General features: G+C 60.5%; 18 protein-coding genes. 8 read left to right on the forward strand and 10 right to left on the reverse strand.

The features are described 5' to 3' along the window. Positions 1 to 27: 27 nt before the first annotated feature. Complete coding sequence (locus EXW71_RS26665) at positions 28 to 933, forward strand: cation diffusion facilitator family transporter (RefSeq protein ID WP_134660986.1); 906 nt, start codon at positions 28 to 30, stop codon at positions 931 to 933. Here the strand turns inward: EXW71_RS26665 and EXW71_RS26670 are convergent. The 5 genes from EXW71_RS26670 to ureE all read right to left on the reverse strand — a co-directional run bounded on the left by EXW71_RS26670 (position 905) and on the right by ureE (position 4,559). Further along, complete coding sequence (locus EXW71_RS26670) at positions 905 to 2,023, reverse strand: AGE family epimerase/isomerase (protein WP_134660985.1); 1,119 nt, start codon at positions 2,021 to 2,023, stop codon at positions 905 to 907. The genes EXW71_RS26665 and EXW71_RS26670 overlap by 29 nt on opposite strands. A 132-nt stretch (positions 2,024 to 2,155) precedes the next feature. Then, positions 2,156 to 2,728 (reverse strand): HupE/UreJ family protein, encoded by a 573-nt coding sequence (locus EXW71_RS26680; protein ID WP_134660984.1) that lies wholly within the window; start codon positions 2,726 to 2,728, stop codon positions 2,156 to 2,158. A 20-nt stretch (positions 2,729 to 2,748) separates the two neighbouring features. Next, complete coding sequence (gene ureG / locus EXW71_RS26685) at positions 2,749 to 3,363, reverse strand: urease accessory protein UreG (protein ID WP_003188109.1); 615 nt, start codon at positions 3,361 to 3,363, stop codon at positions 2,749 to 2,751. 24 nt (positions 3,364 to 3,387) lie between these two features. Next, the gene (locus tag EXW71_RS26690) at positions 3,388 to 4,062 is read right to left on the reverse strand and encodes an urease accessory protein UreF (RefSeq protein WP_134660983.1); all 675 of its coding nucleotides are present in this window, start codon (positions 4,060 to 4,062) and stop codon (positions 3,388 to 3,390) included. Then, positions 4,059 to 4,559, reverse strand: a complete 501-nt coding sequence (ureE, locus tag EXW71_RS26695) for an urease accessory protein UreE (protein ID WP_134660982.1) — start codon at positions 4,557 to 4,559, stop codon at positions 4,059 to 4,061. The genes EXW71_RS26690 and ureE overlap by 4 nt, the downstream gene beginning before the upstream one ends. Before the next feature lie 277 nt (positions 4,560 to 4,836). Between ureE and EXW71_RS26700 the strand changes: the two genes are divergently transcribed. Further along, the gene (locus EXW71_RS26700) at positions 4,837 to 5,334 is read left to right on the forward strand and encodes a C40 family peptidase (RefSeq protein ID WP_123716089.1); all 498 of its coding nucleotides are present in this window, start codon (positions 4,837 to 4,839) and stop codon (positions 5,332 to 5,334) included. A gap of 5 nt (positions 5,335 to 5,339) precedes the next feature. Here the strand turns inward: EXW71_RS26700 and EXW71_RS26705 are convergent, their stop codons facing one another. After that, on the reverse strand, positions 5,340 to 5,972 hold the full coding sequence (locus EXW71_RS26705; RefSeq protein ID WP_134660981.1) for a TetR family transcriptional regulator: 633 nt from the start codon (positions 5,970 to 5,972) through the stop codon (positions 5,340 to 5,342). A gap of 151 nt (positions 5,973 to 6,123) precedes the next feature. Further along, entirely contained in the window at positions 6,124 to 6,495 is a 372-nt protein-coding gene (locus EXW71_RS26710; RefSeq protein WP_123716087.1) for a hypothetical protein, read from the reverse strand. A gap of 356 nt (positions 6,496 to 6,851) precedes the next feature. Between EXW71_RS26710 and EXW71_RS26715 the strand changes: the two genes are divergently transcribed. Continuing rightward, positions 6,852 to 8,918 carry an AsmA family protein gene (locus tag EXW71_RS26715; RefSeq protein WP_123716086.1) on the forward strand — a complete coding sequence of 689 codons (2,067 nt, stop codon included), beginning with the start codon at positions 6,852 to 6,854 and terminating at the stop codon, positions 8,916 to 8,918. A 66-nt stretch (positions 8,919 to 8,984) separates the two neighbouring features. On the opposite strand, the gene EXW71_RS26720 is transcribed toward EXW71_RS26715, so the two are convergent. After that, positions 8,985 to 9,515: a bacterioferritin gene (locus EXW71_RS26720; protein WP_134660980.1), complete on the reverse strand. Its 531-nt coding sequence runs from the start codon at positions 9,513 to 9,515 to the stop codon at positions 8,985 to 8,987. A 171-nt stretch (positions 9,516 to 9,686) separates the two neighbouring features. Between EXW71_RS26720 and EXW71_RS26725 the strand changes: the two genes are divergently transcribed. After that, the gene (locus EXW71_RS26725) at positions 9,687 to 10,577 is read left to right on the forward strand and encodes a triacylglycerol lipase (RefSeq protein ID WP_134660979.1); all 891 of its coding nucleotides are present in this window, start codon (positions 9,687 to 9,689) and stop codon (positions 10,575 to 10,577) included. A 12-nt stretch (positions 10,578 to 10,589) separates the two neighbouring features. Here EXW71_RS26725 and EXW71_RS26730 read toward each other — a convergent pair whose 3' ends face one another. Next, the gene (locus tag EXW71_RS26730; protein WP_123716083.1) at positions 10,590 to 11,465 is read right to left on the reverse strand and encodes a DMT family transporter; all 876 of its coding nucleotides are present in this window, start codon (positions 11,463 to 11,465) and stop codon (positions 10,590 to 10,592) included. 97 nt (positions 11,466 to 11,562) lie between these two features. Here EXW71_RS26730 and EXW71_RS26735 point away from each other — a divergent pair, with 97 nt between their 5' ends. The 3 genes from EXW71_RS26735 (at position 11,563) to EXW71_RS26745 (ending at position 13,846) form a co-directional block, all read left to right on the forward strand. Further along, on the forward strand, positions 11,563 to 12,351 hold the full coding sequence (locus tag EXW71_RS26735; protein ID WP_134660978.1) for a helix-turn-helix transcriptional regulator: 789 nt from the start codon (positions 11,563 to 11,565) through the stop codon (positions 12,349 to 12,351). A 71-nt stretch (positions 12,352 to 12,422) separates the two neighbouring features. Next, positions 12,423 to 12,722, forward strand: a complete 300-nt coding sequence (locus tag EXW71_RS26740) for a PsiF family protein (protein WP_123716081.1) — start codon at positions 12,423 to 12,425, stop codon at positions 12,720 to 12,722. Between the two features lie 110 nt (positions 12,723 to 12,832). Then, positions 12,833 to 13,846, forward strand: coding sequence for an AI-2E family transporter (locus EXW71_RS26745; RefSeq protein WP_123716080.1), 1,014 nt, complete (start codon positions 12,833 to 12,835; stop codon positions 13,844 to 13,846). Positions 13,847 to 14,001: 155 nt separating this feature from the next. Here the strand turns inward: EXW71_RS26745 and EXW71_RS26750 are convergent, their stop codons facing one another. Continuing rightward, a complete protein-coding gene (locus tag EXW71_RS26750; protein WP_134660977.1) occupies positions 14,002 to 15,270 on the reverse strand; it encodes an Hsp70 family protein in 1,269 nt (422 codons plus the stop codon). Between the two features lie 239 nt (positions 15,271 to 15,509). On the opposite strand from EXW71_RS26750, the gene EXW71_RS26755 reads away from it, so the two are divergent. Next, on the forward strand, positions 15,510 to 16,448 hold the full coding sequence (locus EXW71_RS26755; RefSeq protein ID WP_134660976.1) for a DnaJ C-terminal domain-containing protein: 939 nt from the start codon (positions 15,510 to 15,512) through the stop codon (positions 16,446 to 16,448). Positions 16,449 to 16,454: the final 6 nt, after the last annotated feature.

A 16,454-nucleotide genomic window follows, 5' to 3' on the forward strand; every position in this document is an offset into this window, starting at 1 on the left:
CGGATTCAGGTTTTGACGGGAGGAAATGTGAGTAACCGAGGTGAGCAGGCACTGCTCAAACAATCGACCATCCTGATGTTCGCCGTGGCGATCGCCGGGATTGTCACGGGTGTGATTTCTGGCGCCCAATCCATTTTATTCGACGGCTTTTTCTCGCTGATCGCCACCGCCATCAAGGTGTTGATGCTGATCACGGCCAAGCTGATTGCCAAAAAAAGCAACGAGCGCTTCCAGTTCGGCTATTGGCACCTGGAGCCCATGGTGCTGCTGATCGAAGGCAGTTTCCTGCTGCTGATCGCCATTTATGCGTTCCTCAATGGCGTGTTCGGCATTATCAATGGTGGACGCGAGATCGAGTTGGGGTTGGTGATCATTTATGCGGCGGTGTTTACCGTCGTCGAATTCGCCTACTTCTTCTACGTGCGCTACCGCAATCGCACGCTGAAATCTTCACTGATCCAGTTCGACAATATCAGTTGGCTGGTGGATGCGATGCTGTCGGTGGGCTTGCTGATCAGCTTTCTCGCTTCCCTGTTGCTCAAGTCCCAGGGTTACGGCGAGTGGGCCGTGTATGTCGACCCATTGATCTTGATTCTACTGGCCCTGAGCATGCTGGCCCCGGCCTTCAAGATCTTGCGCCCGGCGCTGCGTGAGGTATTGGGCATCGCCCCGGACCAGTTGGACGACAAAGTACGCGAAGTGATGGACGCGGCCCAGGCCAGGCATGGCTTCGACGACTACGTGTCTTACGTGCAAAAGCACGGGCGGGCGCGGTTTATCGAGATCCACGTGGTGCTGCCGGCGGATTACCCGGTGGATAACATTGCAACCCTCGACCGGCTGCGCGAAGAGATATCCACAGGGCTCGGCGCGCCTGATGCGGCGCGCTGGCTGACGATCAGCTTTACCGCAGATCGCAAGTGGATTGCATAAGACCCTGGTAGCAGGTCGCCAAGTGATACGGCGTGGTCGACGGCATGTCCCGTCGGCTCACGTCGCCCTTGGCATCCAGGCATTCATGCCAGCCTTTTTCATGCAGGAAGCGTTGTTGCAGCGCCAGCAATTGGCGTTGCAACACGGCCTCGCTGCCTGGCCGCAAGGTCAGTGCGCGCAGGTATTCGGCCTGCGCCCAGATCCGTTGGGTGCCGTCGCGCACGCTGCCATCGAGGGCAAGCATGCCACTGACCGCGCCGCTGGATTTATCCACACCCTTGAGCTCGGCGTAGGCAAATGCCCGCGTCAACGATGCATGCAGCGGCGTGCCGCGCAGCACGTCTGACGATTCCAGCAAAAAGAACCATTCGAACTGGTGCCCTGGCTCAAACCAGTTATCCACAGCACCCAGTGGCTTCTCCATCATCACGCCGTGCTGACGATCGATAAAACGCTTCTGCAGAGCGTTTGCCAAATCCAGCAGCGCGTCTTGTGTGACAGTGTCTTCACGCACCGCCAGCGTGGCGAGGAAGCCTTCGGCCAGATGCATCAGCGGGTTTTGCAACGGGCCGGATTGAAGGGATGACCAGTTGCGTTCCACTACCGCTTCGTACAGGCCGTCGCCGGTAGCGAAGCGTTCGGCGACCACCGCCAGGGCGGCATTCAGCACCGACTCCACCAACGGCTCGCGCACCTTCGCCCAGTAGTGGGCGCAGGAGAAGATGATGAAGGCGTGGGTGTACAGGTCTTTGCGCTTGTCCAGCGGCTGGCCGGCCGCGTCGATGCTGTAGAACCAGCCACCGTGCTCGGCGTCGTGGAAATGCCGTTGCAGGGAACGGAACAGCGCCGCTGCGCGCTCTTCGGCAAAGGCGCTGTCGGGCTCACCGATCAGGCTGGCGAACAGGTACAACTGCCGGGCACAAGCCATGGCGCGGTAGCGTTGCGGGGGCAGTGGCCGGTGGTCGGCATCCAGCGCCTCATAGGGCAGCGCGAGGTCGGCATTCCAGCCCGGGCCTTGCCAGAGGGGCACGATCAGGTCATGGAAGTGCGTGAGCACGGAATTCAAGGAAGGTTGGGAAGCGATGGGCATCAGCTGGCGTCGTCACGGCAGGGGTGTAGGCGCGCATGGTAGCAGAGGGGCCGTCGCAAGTTGTTAGCGGCAAGCTGCAAGTAAGCGCAAATCAGCTTTTACTCGCAGCTTGCAGCTTGCAGCTTGCAGCTTTTAGCCGAAAAGCAGCCACCCCCCAGTCGCCGCCGACGCTGCCCCGGCCACCCGCACCAACGGCGCTGCCGCCGTCGGCAGGAAGCGCACCACGGCATAACCGGCAGCGTGCAGTGCCGCAGTCGCACCGACGAACCCAGCCGCATACGCCCAAGGGCTGGACATATCCGGCAGTTCCAAACCATGCGCCACACCATGGAACAGCGCAAACAACGCCGTCGCCCCGACGGCCACGAACAATGGCGGCCGCACCGCCAGTGCTACGGCCAGGCCCAACGCCAGCACCGAGGCGGCAATCCCGCTTTCCAGTGCCGGCAACTGCAGCCCTTCGAAGCCCAGCAGGCCGCCTATCAGCATGGTGCCGACAAAGGTACAGGGCAGTGCCCAGCGCGCATTGCCTTTTTGTTGCGCCGCCCACAGGCCGACCGCAACCATCGCCAGCAAATGGTCGAGACCGCCCAGTGGGTGGCTGATGCCGGCCACCAGGCCGTTGTCGCCGTGGCCCGGGTGGGCGAACGCTAGGGCGGGGGCCAGCAGCAGACTGGCGGCGGCGAAGAGTTTCTTGAGGTTCATAACAGACTCCTTGTGGGGGATCAGGCGGCAGTCAGCAAACCCTGACGTTCGATAAAGGCGACGATGTCATCCAGGCCGACGCCGGTTTTCTGGTTGCTGAATACAAAGGGTTTACCGTTGCGCATGCGCTGGGTATCGCTGTTCATCAATTCCAGCGAGGCGCCCACCAGCGGCGCCAGGTCGATCTTGTTGATCACCAGCAAGTCGGATTTGCAGATACCCGGTCCGCCTTTGCGTGGCAGTTTGTCGCCGGCGGACACATCGATCACATAAATGGTCAGGTCCGACAGCTCCGGGCTGAACGTCGCCGACAGGTTGTCGCCGCCCGACTCCACCAGAATCAAGTCCAGGCCGGGGAAACGCCGGTTGAGCTGGTCCACCGCCTCCAGGTTGATCGAGGCATCTTCACGAATCGCCGTATGCGGGCAGCCGCCGGTTTCCACGCCGATAATGCGTTCGGGGGCCAAAGCCTGGTTGCGCACCAGGAAGTCGGCATCTTCGCGGGTGTAGATGTCATTGGTGACCACCGCCAGGTTGTAGCGATCGCGCAGCGCCAGGCACAGGGCCAGGGTCAGGGCCGTCTTGCCGGAGCCCACCGGGCCGCCGATGCCGACACGCAGGGGTTGTGTGTTCATGTGTCTCTCCAAAATAAACCGCTCCTAAGAGCGGAACAGGCGGCTGTACTGGCGTTCATGGGCCATACACGCCAGGGACAGGCCGAAAGCGGCGCTGCCGAGGTGGTTGGGGGCGATATCGGTGGCATCCTGCTGGGCCTGTTGCAGCAACGGCAGCAATTGGCTGGTCAGGCGTTGCGCGGCCTGCTGCCCCAACGGCAGGGTTTTCATCAGCACGGCCAGTTGGTTTTCCAGCCAGCTCCACAGCCAGGCGGCCAGGGCGTCGCCGGGGCTGATGTTCCAGGCGCGTGCCGCCAGCGCCCAACCCAGGGCGAGATGCGGTTCGGCGCACGGTTCAAGAAATGTACGGGCTGCGTCGTCCAGTTCGGGCAGGCCGTTGAGTAGTTGTTGCAAGGAATAGCCCATCTGACGGCTTTCCTGATACAGCTCGCGGGTCTCACGGCTGGCGCGGTGTTCTTCATACAATTGCGCGAGGCGCGGCCAATCCTGCGCAGCGGCAGCGTTGCAATGGGCGAGCAACAGAGGGGCTTCGAAGCGGGCGAGGTTGAGCAGCAACTGGTCGCTGATCCATTCATGCGCGCTGGCCGCATCCTTGACCCGGCCATTTTCCACGGCCATTTCCAGCCCCTGGGAATAGCTGTAGCCGCCAATCGGCAATTGCGGACTGGCCAGACGCAGCAGCGCCCAGGCTGGGTTCATAGACGCACGCCGAACTGGTGCAGCTTGGGCGGGTAGTTGAAATCTTCATCGCCATGGCGCGAGTGATGGTGGCCACCGCCATAGGCACCATGCTCCGGTTGAAAGGGCGCTCCGATGGTTTGCGTTTGCGCGCCCAGTTGTTCGAGCATGGCCTTGAGCACATAGTCATCGAGCAGGCGCAGCCAGCCGTCGCCTACCTGCAATGCCACATGGCGGTTGCCCAGGTGGTAAGCCGCACGCGTCAATTCAAAGGCACTGCTGCAGGTGACGTGCAGCAGTTGTTCAGGCCGGGCACACACGCGTACGACACGTCCGTCTTCAGCCTGCAGGAATTCGCCATCGTGCAGCGGTGGCTGACCACGCTCCAGGAAAAGGCCGACGTCTTCACCGTCGGCACTGAAACAGCGCAGGCGGCTTTTGCTGCGCGCCTCAAAGTTCAGCAGCAACTCGGCGGCCCAGAGGGCTTGTGGGGCGATTCGGCGGTGGATCACCAGCATCAGAGAGCTTCCAGCTATGAGCGATGAAACAGCTAGAGCAAGGGGCTTGCCAACCTCGAGGGGGAGTAGGAATTGCCTGTAGGTAAGTACAGCGGCGCCACCTAATAGGGCGTCGGCGGATTCCTTGATCGCTCTAAATTGGTGCGTGAATTGGCTTGATGCACCCGATATGGGCGTTTTCGGATTTGTCCTACGGGCCTTCAGGATTCTCCGTTCAAAACATTACCGACATGATCATTAGGCTGTGCGCCGTGTTTAATCCACTGCGACGTTCATCATGTTTAGATCATTGTGTTGTTTAGTGCTTATCAGCCTGTCTTTTGTCATTTCATCGGCTTCGGCTTCCTTGCAGCCCCACCCCACCTTCAGTACCTCGCTGAAGGAAACGGCCATCGACGATGTCGTCGACCGCGCCCATGAACTGCTGGGCACACCTTACAAATGGGGTGGCACTTCGGTGCAACAGGGCTTCGATTGCAGCAGCTTTCTGGTCTACCTGTTCAAGACGCAAGCCCGTATCCAGATACCACGCACCACGGCGGCGATGCACCGTTCCTCGGCCCCGACCATCAAACGCAACGCCCTCAAGCCTGGGGACGCGGTGTTTTTCAAAGGTAACGGACGCGGTCAGGTCAGCCATGTGGGCCTTTATATAGGCGAGGGCAAATTTATCCATTCGCCGCGCACCGGCAAGAACATCCGCATCGATTCGTTGAGCAACCGTTACTGGAACAAGAACTACACCACGGCCAAGCGCTTTCACCCGGCGGGGTGATGGCGTCATTCGGTGCTGCCCAGGCCTTGCCAGTGCTTCAAGCCGATGAAGATAAAGCGCAATTGCTGGGTGATTTTCGCCTGTGGCGTGAGGTGCGGCGGCAGCGCGTGGGCGGGCGGATCAATGATATCGGGCAGGGTGGCGAAGACACTTTTGACGATCAAGTCGGCCATCACGTGCAAGCCGTCTGCGTCGAGGTGTTGCAACTTGGGCATCAGCGTGAGATCTGCGGCCAGGTCGCGGGTGATGTCTTCGCGCAGTGCGCCGATAGCTTGACGCACGGCCAGGCAGCCACCGTATTGCTCGCGTGCCAGAAACAGGAACTGCGAGCGGTTGGCCGACACCACATCCAGAAAGATCCGGACCGAGGCATCGATAATGCCGCCCATCACGAATTCATTGTGGCGCACCAGGCGAATCGTGGCGCGGAAGGTTTGGCCGACTTCACTCACCAACGCCAGCCCAAGCTGGTCCATATCGGCAAAGTGCCGGTAGAAACCGGTGGGCACGATTCCCGCCTTCTTGGTCACTTCCCGCAGGCTCAGGCTGCCGAATCCTCGGCCACACTCCATCAGATGGCGGGCTGCGTCCATCAGGGCGAGGCGGGTCTGTTGCTTCTGTTCGGCGCGGGGCAGCATGAGCGGGAGGGCTTAGTCGGCAAGTACAGCGATGCACTCTAGCAAAAGCGCTTTGCCGGCGTCGAACTTGGCGGGAGCAATGCGTGATGCGGTCTATATAAAAGCAAAAGCCCGATCGGCTGATCGGGCTTTTTTCCGGGCCACCACGGGCTCAGCTCTGTGCTTGATGCAGTTCTTGCAGACGGTCTGCACCGCCTTCAGCAACGCCGTCGGTATAGGCACGTTTGTTGGCTTGTTCAGCGCCGCCTTCTACCAAACCTTTCTCTTGCAGGCGATCATAGCCACCTTCAGCGACGCCTTCGGTGTAGGCGCGTTTGTTGGCGTGTTCCGAACCGTTTTCAGCAACAGCACCTTTGGCGTAGTCGCGATTCTCTTCTTCTTGCGAACCGCTGCGGGCCAGGGTCTGGCTGGATTGCATGACTTGAGCTTTGTTCTGTGGGGTGGCTTGTTCGGCAGCTGGCAAGGCAAACGCACTGGAAGCCAGGACGGACAGCAACACGGTAGCGAGTAGTTGGCGTTTCATGAGAGTTGCTCCTTGGGAGGGCGATAAAGTGGGTACAGAGCTAATGCTACTCTTGATAAGTCGATATAAAAGTTCATAAACACAATGGTAATAATCAACAGAATTGATTGTTCCGTGCAGAGGCTCTAGCGCGGGCCTCTCAAGCCCGCGGTTTTGCACCGTGGTGGGTATTTTCGACACGAGCCCGGGTAACAATGGTGCGCCGTTGATGATTTAAGCTGTCGGTTCGGTCAGGAAAACGGCTTTTTTCGGCTAAAACCGCAGACCGGTTAAACCCCCGGGCGGTTTGCCAGTCACAGCTTTATAAGTTGCTCCAATGGAGTAGCCTTGCCAGTCGTATTCAGGAGTCCTGTGCAATGACGCGCACTCGTAAAATTGTGGTTTGGAGCTGCGCCAGCTTCGTTCTGTTAATCGCCGTGGTGGTAATGGTCCTGGCATTCTTTGACTGGAACCGCATCAAGCCGCCCCTCAACGCCAAAGTCTCGGAAGAGCTGCATCGCCCGTTCGCCATCAATGGCAACCTTGCGGTGGTGTGGCAACGTGAGCCCGATGAAGGCGGCTGGCGTGCCTGGGTGCCGTGGCCCCACGTGATCGCCGAAGACCTGACCCTGGGCAACCCCGACTGGTCGAAAAAACCACAGATGGTCACGCTCAAGAAAGTGGAGTTGCGCATTTCGCCCTTGGCGTTGCTGGTGCAGCGTGTGGTCATCCCACGCATTGACCTCACCGAGCCGAGTGCCGACTTGCAGCGCCTGGCCGATGGCCGCGCCAACTGGACCTTCAAGTTCGACCCCAAGGATCCCAATGCCGAACCTTCAAACTGGGTGGTAGACATCGGTGCCATCGGCTTCGACAAAGGTCATGTGACCCTTGATGACCAGACGCTGAAGACTCAGCTGGACGTCATCATTGACCCGCTGGGTAAACCCATCCCCTTTGGCGAGATCGTCGGCGATGCCGATGCGAAGAAGGCCCTGGAAAAAGGCTCGGCGCCCCAGGACTATGCGTTCGGTCTCAAGGTCAAAGGCCAGTATCACGGCCAGAAACTCGACGGCACCGGCAAGATCGGTGGCCTGCTTGCGCTGCAGGACGCGGCCAAGCCTTTCCCGTTGCAGGCTCAGGTGAAGGTGGCCGACACCAGTATCGCCCTGGCCGGCACCCTCACCGATCCGCTGAACCTTGGAGCCCTGGACCTGCGCCTGAAGCTCTCCGGCAGCAGCCTGGGCAACCTGTACCCGTTGACCGGTGTGACCCTGCCGGACTCGCCGGCCTATTCCACCGACGGCCATCTGATCGCCAAGCTGCACGAAACCAGCGGCGCGTCCTTTCGCTATGAAAACTTCAACGGCAAGATCGGCAACAGCGATATCCACGGTGACCTGGGCTACGTAGCCAGCCAGCCACGGCCAAAGCTCACCGGTACCTTGATCTCCAACCAACTGTTGATGGCCGACCTTGCCCCCTTGATCGGCGCAGACTCCAACGCCAAGCAAAAAGCCCGTGGCGGCGCGAGCAAGCAGCCGGCAACCAAAGTGCTGCCGGTGGAAGAGTTCCGCACCGACCGCTGGCGCGATATGGACGCCGACGTGGAGTTCACCGGCAAACGCATCGTGCACAGCGCCGAGCTGCCCTTCACCGACCTCTATACCCACTTGGTTCTCAATGACGGCCAGCTCAGCCTCGAACCCCTGCGTTTCGGCGTGGCGGGCGGCAAGCTGGACGCGCAGATCAGCCTGAACGGCCGTACCACGCCGATGGAAGGCCGGGCCAAGCTCACCGCGCGCAACTTCAAGCTCAAGCAGTTGTTCCCAACCTTCGAACCGATGAAAACCAGCTTCGGCGAGCTCAACGGCGATGCGGATATTTCCGGGCGTGGCAACTCCGTGGCGGCGCTGCTGGGCACTTCCAATGGCGACCTGAAGATGTTGATCAACGATGGCGCCATCAGCCGTGGCCTGATGGAAATTGCCGGGCTCAACGTGGGCAACTACGTGGTGGGTCGCTTGTTCGGCGACAAAGAAGTGAAGATCAACTGCGCGGCTGCCGATTTCGGCATCAAGACGGGCTTGGCGACCACGCGGCTGTTTGTGTTCGACACCGAGAACGCCATTATCTACATCGACGGCACCGCGAATATGGCCACGGAGCAGTTGGACCTGACCATCACGCCGGAGTCGAAAGGCTTCCGCCTGTTCTCCCTGCGTTCGCCGCTGTACGTCAACGGGCCGTTTATCAAGCCCAATGCAGGGGTCAAGGCCATTCCGCTGGCATTGCGGGGGGCGGGCATGGTTGCGTTGGGTGTGATTGCCGGTCCGGCTGCCGGTTTGTTGGCGTTGGTCGCACCGAGCGGTGATGAACCCAACCAATGTGCGCCGCTACTGCAGCAGATGAAGGAAGGTAAAGCGCCGAAAACCGTTAAGTAACGGTGGTAACCGAGAAACTGATGTGGGAGGGCAAGCCCTCCCACATAGGTATTGCGGTGTTAACGATTACAGGCTTTCGAGGATATCCGCCATGTCGTCGGCATGCTCTTCTTCCTGCGCCAGAATCTCCTCGAACAGGCGGCGGGTGGTCGGGTCTTTATCGCCGATGTATTGGATGATTTCGCGATAGCTGTCCACCGCAATACGCTCCGCCACCAGGTCTTCGTAGACCATTTCCTTGAGGTCCTTGCCGGCCACGTATTGAGCGTGGGAGTTTTTCGACAGCAGGTCGGGGTTGAACTCCGGCTCGCCACCCAACTGCACGATGCGTTCGGCGAGTTTGTCGGCGTGCTCGGCTTCCTGGGTCGCGTGCTCAAGGAACTCATCGGCGGCGACGGAGGCTTTGATACCACTGGCCATGAAGTAGTGACGCTTGTAACGCAGCACGCAGACCAGTTCAGTGGCCAACGACGCGTTGAGCAGGCGGATGATTTCTTCGCGGTCGGCCTCATAGCCTTCGGTCACGGCGCCGTTTTCAACGTTCTGGCGGGCGCGGCTGCGTAGGGTCGCGACGTCAGTCAGGTTTGCTTGGTTCATCTCAATCTCCTGGGAGTAATCCGGTTTTGCGCCACGCTCTGCTGGCGTGGTAGCTCCAAGTTGTGAGTCCTGAGTGAAGCAAAAAGTTTTATCGGATTTACCGACAACGTCATAAGGCGGACTTGAGGTTGGGCTAGGCTGCTGGAATCAGGTTTGGAGGATGCCCGTTTCATGTCGCAGTCGTTGGCCACGCGTTATCCCTTGGTGCTGGTGCCAGGCATGCTGGGCTTTGTGCGCCTGGGGTGGTTTCCCTACTGGTACGGCATCGTTCCGGCGCTGCAGGCGGGCGGGGCGCAGGTATTTCCTGTGCAGGTGGCGCCGCTCGACTCCAGCGAGGTGCGCGGCGAGCAATTGCTGGCGCACATCGAGCGCATTCGTCGCGAGACCGGCCTCGCCAAGGTCAACCTGATCGGCCACAGCCAGGGTGCGCTCACGGCGCGTTATGCTGCGGCCAAGCGCCCCGAATGGGTGGCATCGGTGACGTCGGTGGCCGGGCCCAACCATGGCTCCGAACTGGCCGACCATTTCCACCTGCATTACCCGCCCGACGGTGTTAAAGGCCGCATCATCAGCGCGCTGTTTCATCTGGTCGCCTGGGTGATGGGTGTGCTGGAAACCGGCTATCGCGGGCCGCGCTTCAAGGCGGACCTGCGGGCCTCGCATCTTTCCCTCACCCGCGAAGGGGTGGCGCTGTTCAATCGCCAGTACCCACAGGGTCTGCCGCAGACATGGGGCGGGCACGGCCCGGAGGAGGTCAACGGCGTACGCTATTACTCATGGTCGGGCACCTTGCAACCGGGTATCACCGACCGTGGGCGCAACCTGTTCGATGGGAGCAATCGAAGCTGCCGCTTGTTCGCGCGCAGCTTCGTGCGGGAGAAGGGCCAGTGCGACGGCATGGTCGGGCGCTACAGCTCGCACCTGGGGTTGGTGATCGGTGATGACTACGCCCTGGACCACTTCGATATCGTCAACCAGTCCATGGGCCTGGTGGGTAAGGGCGCCGAGCCGATCCGGTTATTTGTCGAGCATGCCGCGCGCTTGAAGGACGCCGGGCTTTAATGGGGGAGGGGCTCAGGCGGCCCTGACCGGCGTCGTCCAACGCTCCGACAGAATCACCCCGCCCAGCGTCAGCAAGCCGCCCACCAGGTGATACAGCGCCAGCTCTTCCTTCAGCACCACCGCCGCAATCAACGCGGTGATCAACGGCAGCAGGTTGAAAAACAGCGTGGTGCGGCTCGGGCCCAAGGTCTTCACCGAATGCATCCAGGCCAACGGCGCCGCCATTGATGCCAGCAAGCACGCATACAGCACCAGTGGAATATTCGCCCAGCCCAAACCCGCCTTGGCTGAGAACAGGAACAGCGGAAACAGCACCACCACGGCCACCAGCACCTGCAGGTACAGCAAGACCAACGGTGGCAGGCGCAACTGCCATTTTTTCAGCAGGGTGCTGTAGACCGCGTAGGCGAGGGTGGCCACCAGCATCATGCCGTCGCCCAGGTTGACCCCATGTTGCAGCAGCGCGCCCAGGCTGCCGGCCGACACCACGACGACCACGCCGGCAAACGACAGCACCGCGCCGGCCAGTGCGCCGAAGGTGAGCCGCTGGCCGAGGCTGATGATTGCAGCGGTCAGTGCCATCAAAGGCATCAGCGACAAGATGATGCCCATGTTGGTCGCGGTCGTCAGGGACGCGGCGTAATACGCCAGGCTTTGGTACACGGCCATGCCGAGCACGCCGAGGATGAAGACCTTGCCCAGGTTCGCGCGGATGTTCGTCCAATGGGCAATCACGGGCTTGAGCATGAACGGCGTGAACAGCAGTGCCGCCAGCAGCCAGCGATAAAAGCCGATCTCCGCCGGGAAAAGCGAGCCCACGGCCAGTTTGTTGACAACGGTGTTGCCGGCCCAGATAAAAATGGCCAGCAGTGGATACGCGTATTGCATCGAGGGAAACCTGGTGTGTTGACGAGACGGGATTATCCGCTGTCTGGATAGAAGCTTATACTGCGAACCAGACAACCGACCCCTGTATCCAGACAACATGGCCAGACATACCGTACGCCTCCCGGATTTCCGCCGGCTGCCAAGCCCCGTGTACTTCCGTTACTCCGATTTCGCCCCCGATACCGAGTGCACGCCACATGAGCACTTCTGGGGATCGCTGGATTATTCCTCCAGCGGCGTGATGCGCATGGAAGTGGCCGGCAGCCGCTTCATGTCGCCGCCGCAGTACGCGGTGTGGGTGCCGCCGCATACCGAGCACAGTTCCTACAATGCCGAGGCGATTGTCTACCACTCAGTGGGCTTGGCGCCTGAACTCTGTGAGCAACTGCCGCCGCAGCCGTGCACCCTGGCCATCAGTGATATCCTCAAGGCCATCCTGCGCGACTTCGCCCGGCGCGGCGTCAATATTCCGCGGGCCGACGCCGATATCCGCCTGGCCCAGGTGCTGGTGGACCAGCTCAAACAGGCGCCGATTCACGATTGCTTCCTGCCTTACGCGCGCAACCCGGGGCTGCTGGGTGTGCTGGAAGGCCTGCAGGCCGACCCCGGTGATAATCGACCGTTGGCGCAATGGGCCGAGCAGGTGCACGTCAGCGAGCGCACCTTGGCGCGGCAATTCTTGCGGGAGTTGGGCATGAGCTTCGGCGAATGGCGCCAGCGTTTGCGCTACCTGGCCGCCATCGAAGCGTTGGACAGCGAGCGCAGTGTGCAACATGTCGCCTTCGACCTGGGCTACAGCACCGCGTCGGCCTTCATTGCCATGTTCCAGCGCCACGCCGGTTGCACGCCGGAGCAGTACCGCCGGTCAAATATCCGCGGACGCTGAAGATGTAACAGGTTTTGGCTACACTGCTCGTAGGCCATGCCCCTCCGGCACGGTAACAGGGAGAAAACTCCATGAAGATGTTGCGTGTTCCGCTGTTGATGATCGGTTTGCTGCTGTGTTCCCAAAGCTTTGCCGAGACCGCTCAGCAAAACAAAATGACCACCTGTAACGCCGATGCCACCACCAAGGCGCTCAAGGGCGATGAGCGCAAGGCCTTCATGAGCACGTGCCTCAAGGCTGCCCCGGCGCCGGCCGCCAAGACCCTGACCCCTCAGCAGCAAAAGATGAAAGATTGCAACGCGTCGGCGAAAACCCAGGCCTTGGCCGGCGATGCGCGCAAGACTTTTATGAGCACTTGCCTGAAGAAGTAATAGCCCCAAGCCATAGAAGGCTGCGACACTCGCACACAGCCCTCTGCTGCCGGAGCCGGTTACCTTGTTCCGGCAGCAACATCCTTTAACGTCGTTCGTTTTGAGGCTGTATGCCAACGTTTTCTCAGCGTCACGTATTGTTGTTGGTCAGTTGCATCATCATTTTTGGCGGGTTGTTGCTGGTCCTGCCGTTGAGACTGCTGCCTAGCCTGTTGGCCGGTTTGTTGGTGTATGAACTGGTCAATATGCTCACCCCCCAATTGCAACGGCTGATCGAAGGGCGACGTGCGCGTTGGCTCGCCGTGGCATTGCTTGGCACATTGATTGTCAGCGTACTGGCGCTGATTTTCGCCGGCGCCATCAGCTTTTTGCTCCACGAAGCGGAAAACCCCGGGGCTTCCCTCGACAAATTCATGGGCGTGGTCGACCGTGCACGCAGCCAGTTGCCGCCGTTCCTCGATGCCTACCTGCCCGCCAGCGCCGCTGAGTTCCGCGTAGCCATCGGCGACTGGCTGAGCAAACACCTGAGCGAACTGCAACTGGTGGGCAAAGATGCCGCCCACATGTTTGTCACGCTGCTGATCGGTATGGTGCTCGGTGCGATCATCGCCCTGCAGCGCGTGCCCGACCTGACCAAGCGCAAACCCCTGGCCGCTGCGTTGTTCGACCGCCTGCACCTGCTGGTCCAGGCCTTCCGCAATATCGTCTTCGCCCAGATCAAGATTGCAGCGCTCAACACCGCCTTCACTGCCATATTCCTTGCCGTGGTGCTGCCCCTGTGTGGCATCCACCTGCCGCTGACCAAAACCTTGATCGTGCTGACGTTCCTGCTGGGGCTGCTGCCGGTGATCGGCAACCTGATGTCCAACACCCTGATCACGATCGTGGCGTTGTCGCTGTCGATTTGGGTGGCGGTGGCGGCGTTGGGGTATCTGATCGTGATCCACAAGGTCGAGTACTTCCTCAACGCGCGCATTGTGGGCGGGCAGATCAGTGCCAAATCGTGGGAGTTGTTGTTGGCGATGCTGGTATTCGAGGCCGCGTTCGGTTTACCCGGTGTTGTAGCGGGGCCGATTTACTACGCGTACCTCAAGAGTGAGCTCAAGCTCGGCGGGATGGTTTAAGCCTGGCCCCGTCGGGGCAAGCCCTTATGCTGTAGGAGCGAGCTCGCGAAAACGTCGACGATAACGCGTGTTGCCTGAATGAACGCGGCGCCTGTGGGTTTTTCGCGAGTAAGCTCGCTCCAAGGTATCAGGCGCCGTAGACCTCCAGCTGAAACTCAGTAGCCGTAGCGCTTACTGGCTTCAATCGCCAGGCCACTGCCGATACTGCCAAAGATATTCCCTTCCACATGCCGTGCATTCGGCAGCATCGCCGAGATGCTGTGGCGCAGTGCGGGGATGCCGCTGGAGCCGCCGGTAAAGAACACGGTGTCCACTTGCTCGACGCCTACGGATGCGTCGCTGAGCAACTGCGTCACACTGCCGCGCACCCGCTCCAACAGATTGTCGATGGACGACTCGAACAAGGCCCGGCTGAGGTCGACGCTCAGGCCTTTTTCGATACGGTCCAGCGCCACATGGCGGTTGTCTTCTTGGGTCAGCTGGATCTTGGTCTCTTCCACTTCCATCGCCAACCAGTGCCCGGCGCGCTGTTCGATCAGCTTGAACAGGCGGTCGATGCCGCCCGTGTCTTCGATGTCGTAGCGCATGCTGCCCAACGCCAGCTGGGATTTTTGCGAGTACACCGAGTTGATGGTGTGCCAGGTGGCCAGGTTCATGTGATGGCTGGTGGGCATATAGGCGCCGCTTTTCATGCGGCTGCCGTAACCGAACAGCGGCATCATGCCGGCCAGCGACAGTTGCTTGTCGAAGTCGGTGCCGCCGATGTGCACGCCGCCGGTGGCGAGGATGTCGTCGTGGCGGTTATCGACGGAGCGGCGTTCCGGGCTCAGGCGCACGAGGGAAAAGTCGGAAGTACCACCGCCGATATCGACGATCAGCACCAACTCTTCTTTTTCGATGGTGGACTCGTAGTCGAATGCCGCCGCAATCGGTTCGTACTGGAACGAGACTTCCTTGAAGCCCAGCTTGCGTGCCACGTCGACCAAGGTGTCTTCGGCTTCTTTGTCGGCCATCGGGTCGTCATCGACGAAGAACACCGGGCGGCCCAGCACAACCTCTTCGAACTCGCGACCGGCGGTGGCTTCAGCGCGGCTTTTGAGCTGGCCGATAAACAGGCCCAGCAGGTCCTTGAACGGCATTGCAGTACCCAGCACGCTGGTGTCGTGCTTGATCAGCTTGGAACCCAGCAGGCTCTTGAGCGAACGCATCAAGCGCCCCTCATAGCCTTCGAGGTACTCGTGCAGGGCCAGGCGACCATAGACCGGGCGACGTTCCTCGATGTTGAAGAACACCACCGACGGCAGGGTAATCTTGCCGTCTTCCAGCGCGATGAGCGTTTCCATGCCGGGACGGATCCAGCCGACGGTGGAGTTGGACGTGCCAAAGTCGATGCCGCAGGCACGGGCTGGAGATGGGCTGTTCATGTCTATCGGGTTCCGGTCGAAAAAACGGCCGCGCAGTGTATGCCAGTCGAAGGCGGATGCGTAGGCCAACTCGCTGTTAAATCGCGCTTGAAAGTACGCAATTTGCCCCCACATCTGTTGCATACGGCAAGCGCCGATAACACTTTGACGCACTCCCAGGCCACAAGACTCAACAGGTGCAAAGCAGCGCACGTTGTGCCCCGGGCTGTGCGATCTCGATTGAGGATGGTGAACCGCCGATGGATTTCAAAGACTACTACAAGATATTGGGCGTTGAGCCGAGCGCGGACGACAAGGCAATCAAGGCCGCGTATCGCAAGCTTGCGCGCAAATATCATCCGGATGTGAGCAAGGAAAAAGACGCCGAAGAGAAATTCAAGGATGCGTCCGAAGCCTACGAAGCGCTGAAAAGCGCCGACAAACGTGCCGAGTACGACGAACTGCGCAAGTACGGTCAGCATGGCCAGCCGTTTCAAGGGCCACCGGGCTGGCAGAGCCGTGGCGGTTTTGGCGGCGGCCAGGATGCGGGCGACTTCTCGGATTTCTTCAGTTCGATCTTCGGCTCGCGTGGCGACGCTTTTGGCGGTGGTCAACGCCGCCCTGCCGGGCGTAAAGGCCAGGACGTGGAGATGCAACTGCCGGTGTCCCTTGAGGAGACGCTGTCTACCGAGTCCAAGCAGATCAACTTCCAGGTGCCGCAATACGACGCCTCGGGCCGGCACGTCAGCAACACCACCAAGAGCCTGAATGTGAAGATCCCCGCCGGTGTGGCCGACGGCGAGCGCATCCGCCTCAAGGCGCAGGGTGCGCCAGGTATTGGTGGCGGGGCCAATGGCGATCTTTACCTGATCATCAAGTTTGCACCGCACGCAAGATTTGAAGTGGACGGCGAAAACCTGGTGATCAACCTGCCGCTGGCGCCTTGGGAACTGGCGCTGGGTACCGAGGTGGCGGTGCCGACCCTTACCGGCAAGATCAACCTCAAGGTACCGGCCGGCAGCCAGAACGGCCAGCGCATGCGTGCCAAAGGCCACGGTTTGCTGAACAAGGCCGGGCAGCGGGGTTACCTGTTCGTGCAGCTCAAGGCGGTGATGCCGAAAGTGGCTGACGATGAGGTCAAGGCACTGTGGCAGGAACTGGCGCAGAAAGCCGCGTTCAACCCGCGCGAAAACTTCTGACCTTCA

Origin of the sequence: Pseudomonas sp. BCA17 (assembly GCF_004519405.1) — a bacterium.
Taxonomy (GTDB): domain Bacteria; phylum Pseudomonadota; class Gammaproteobacteria; order Pseudomonadales; family Pseudomonadaceae; genus Aquipseudomonas.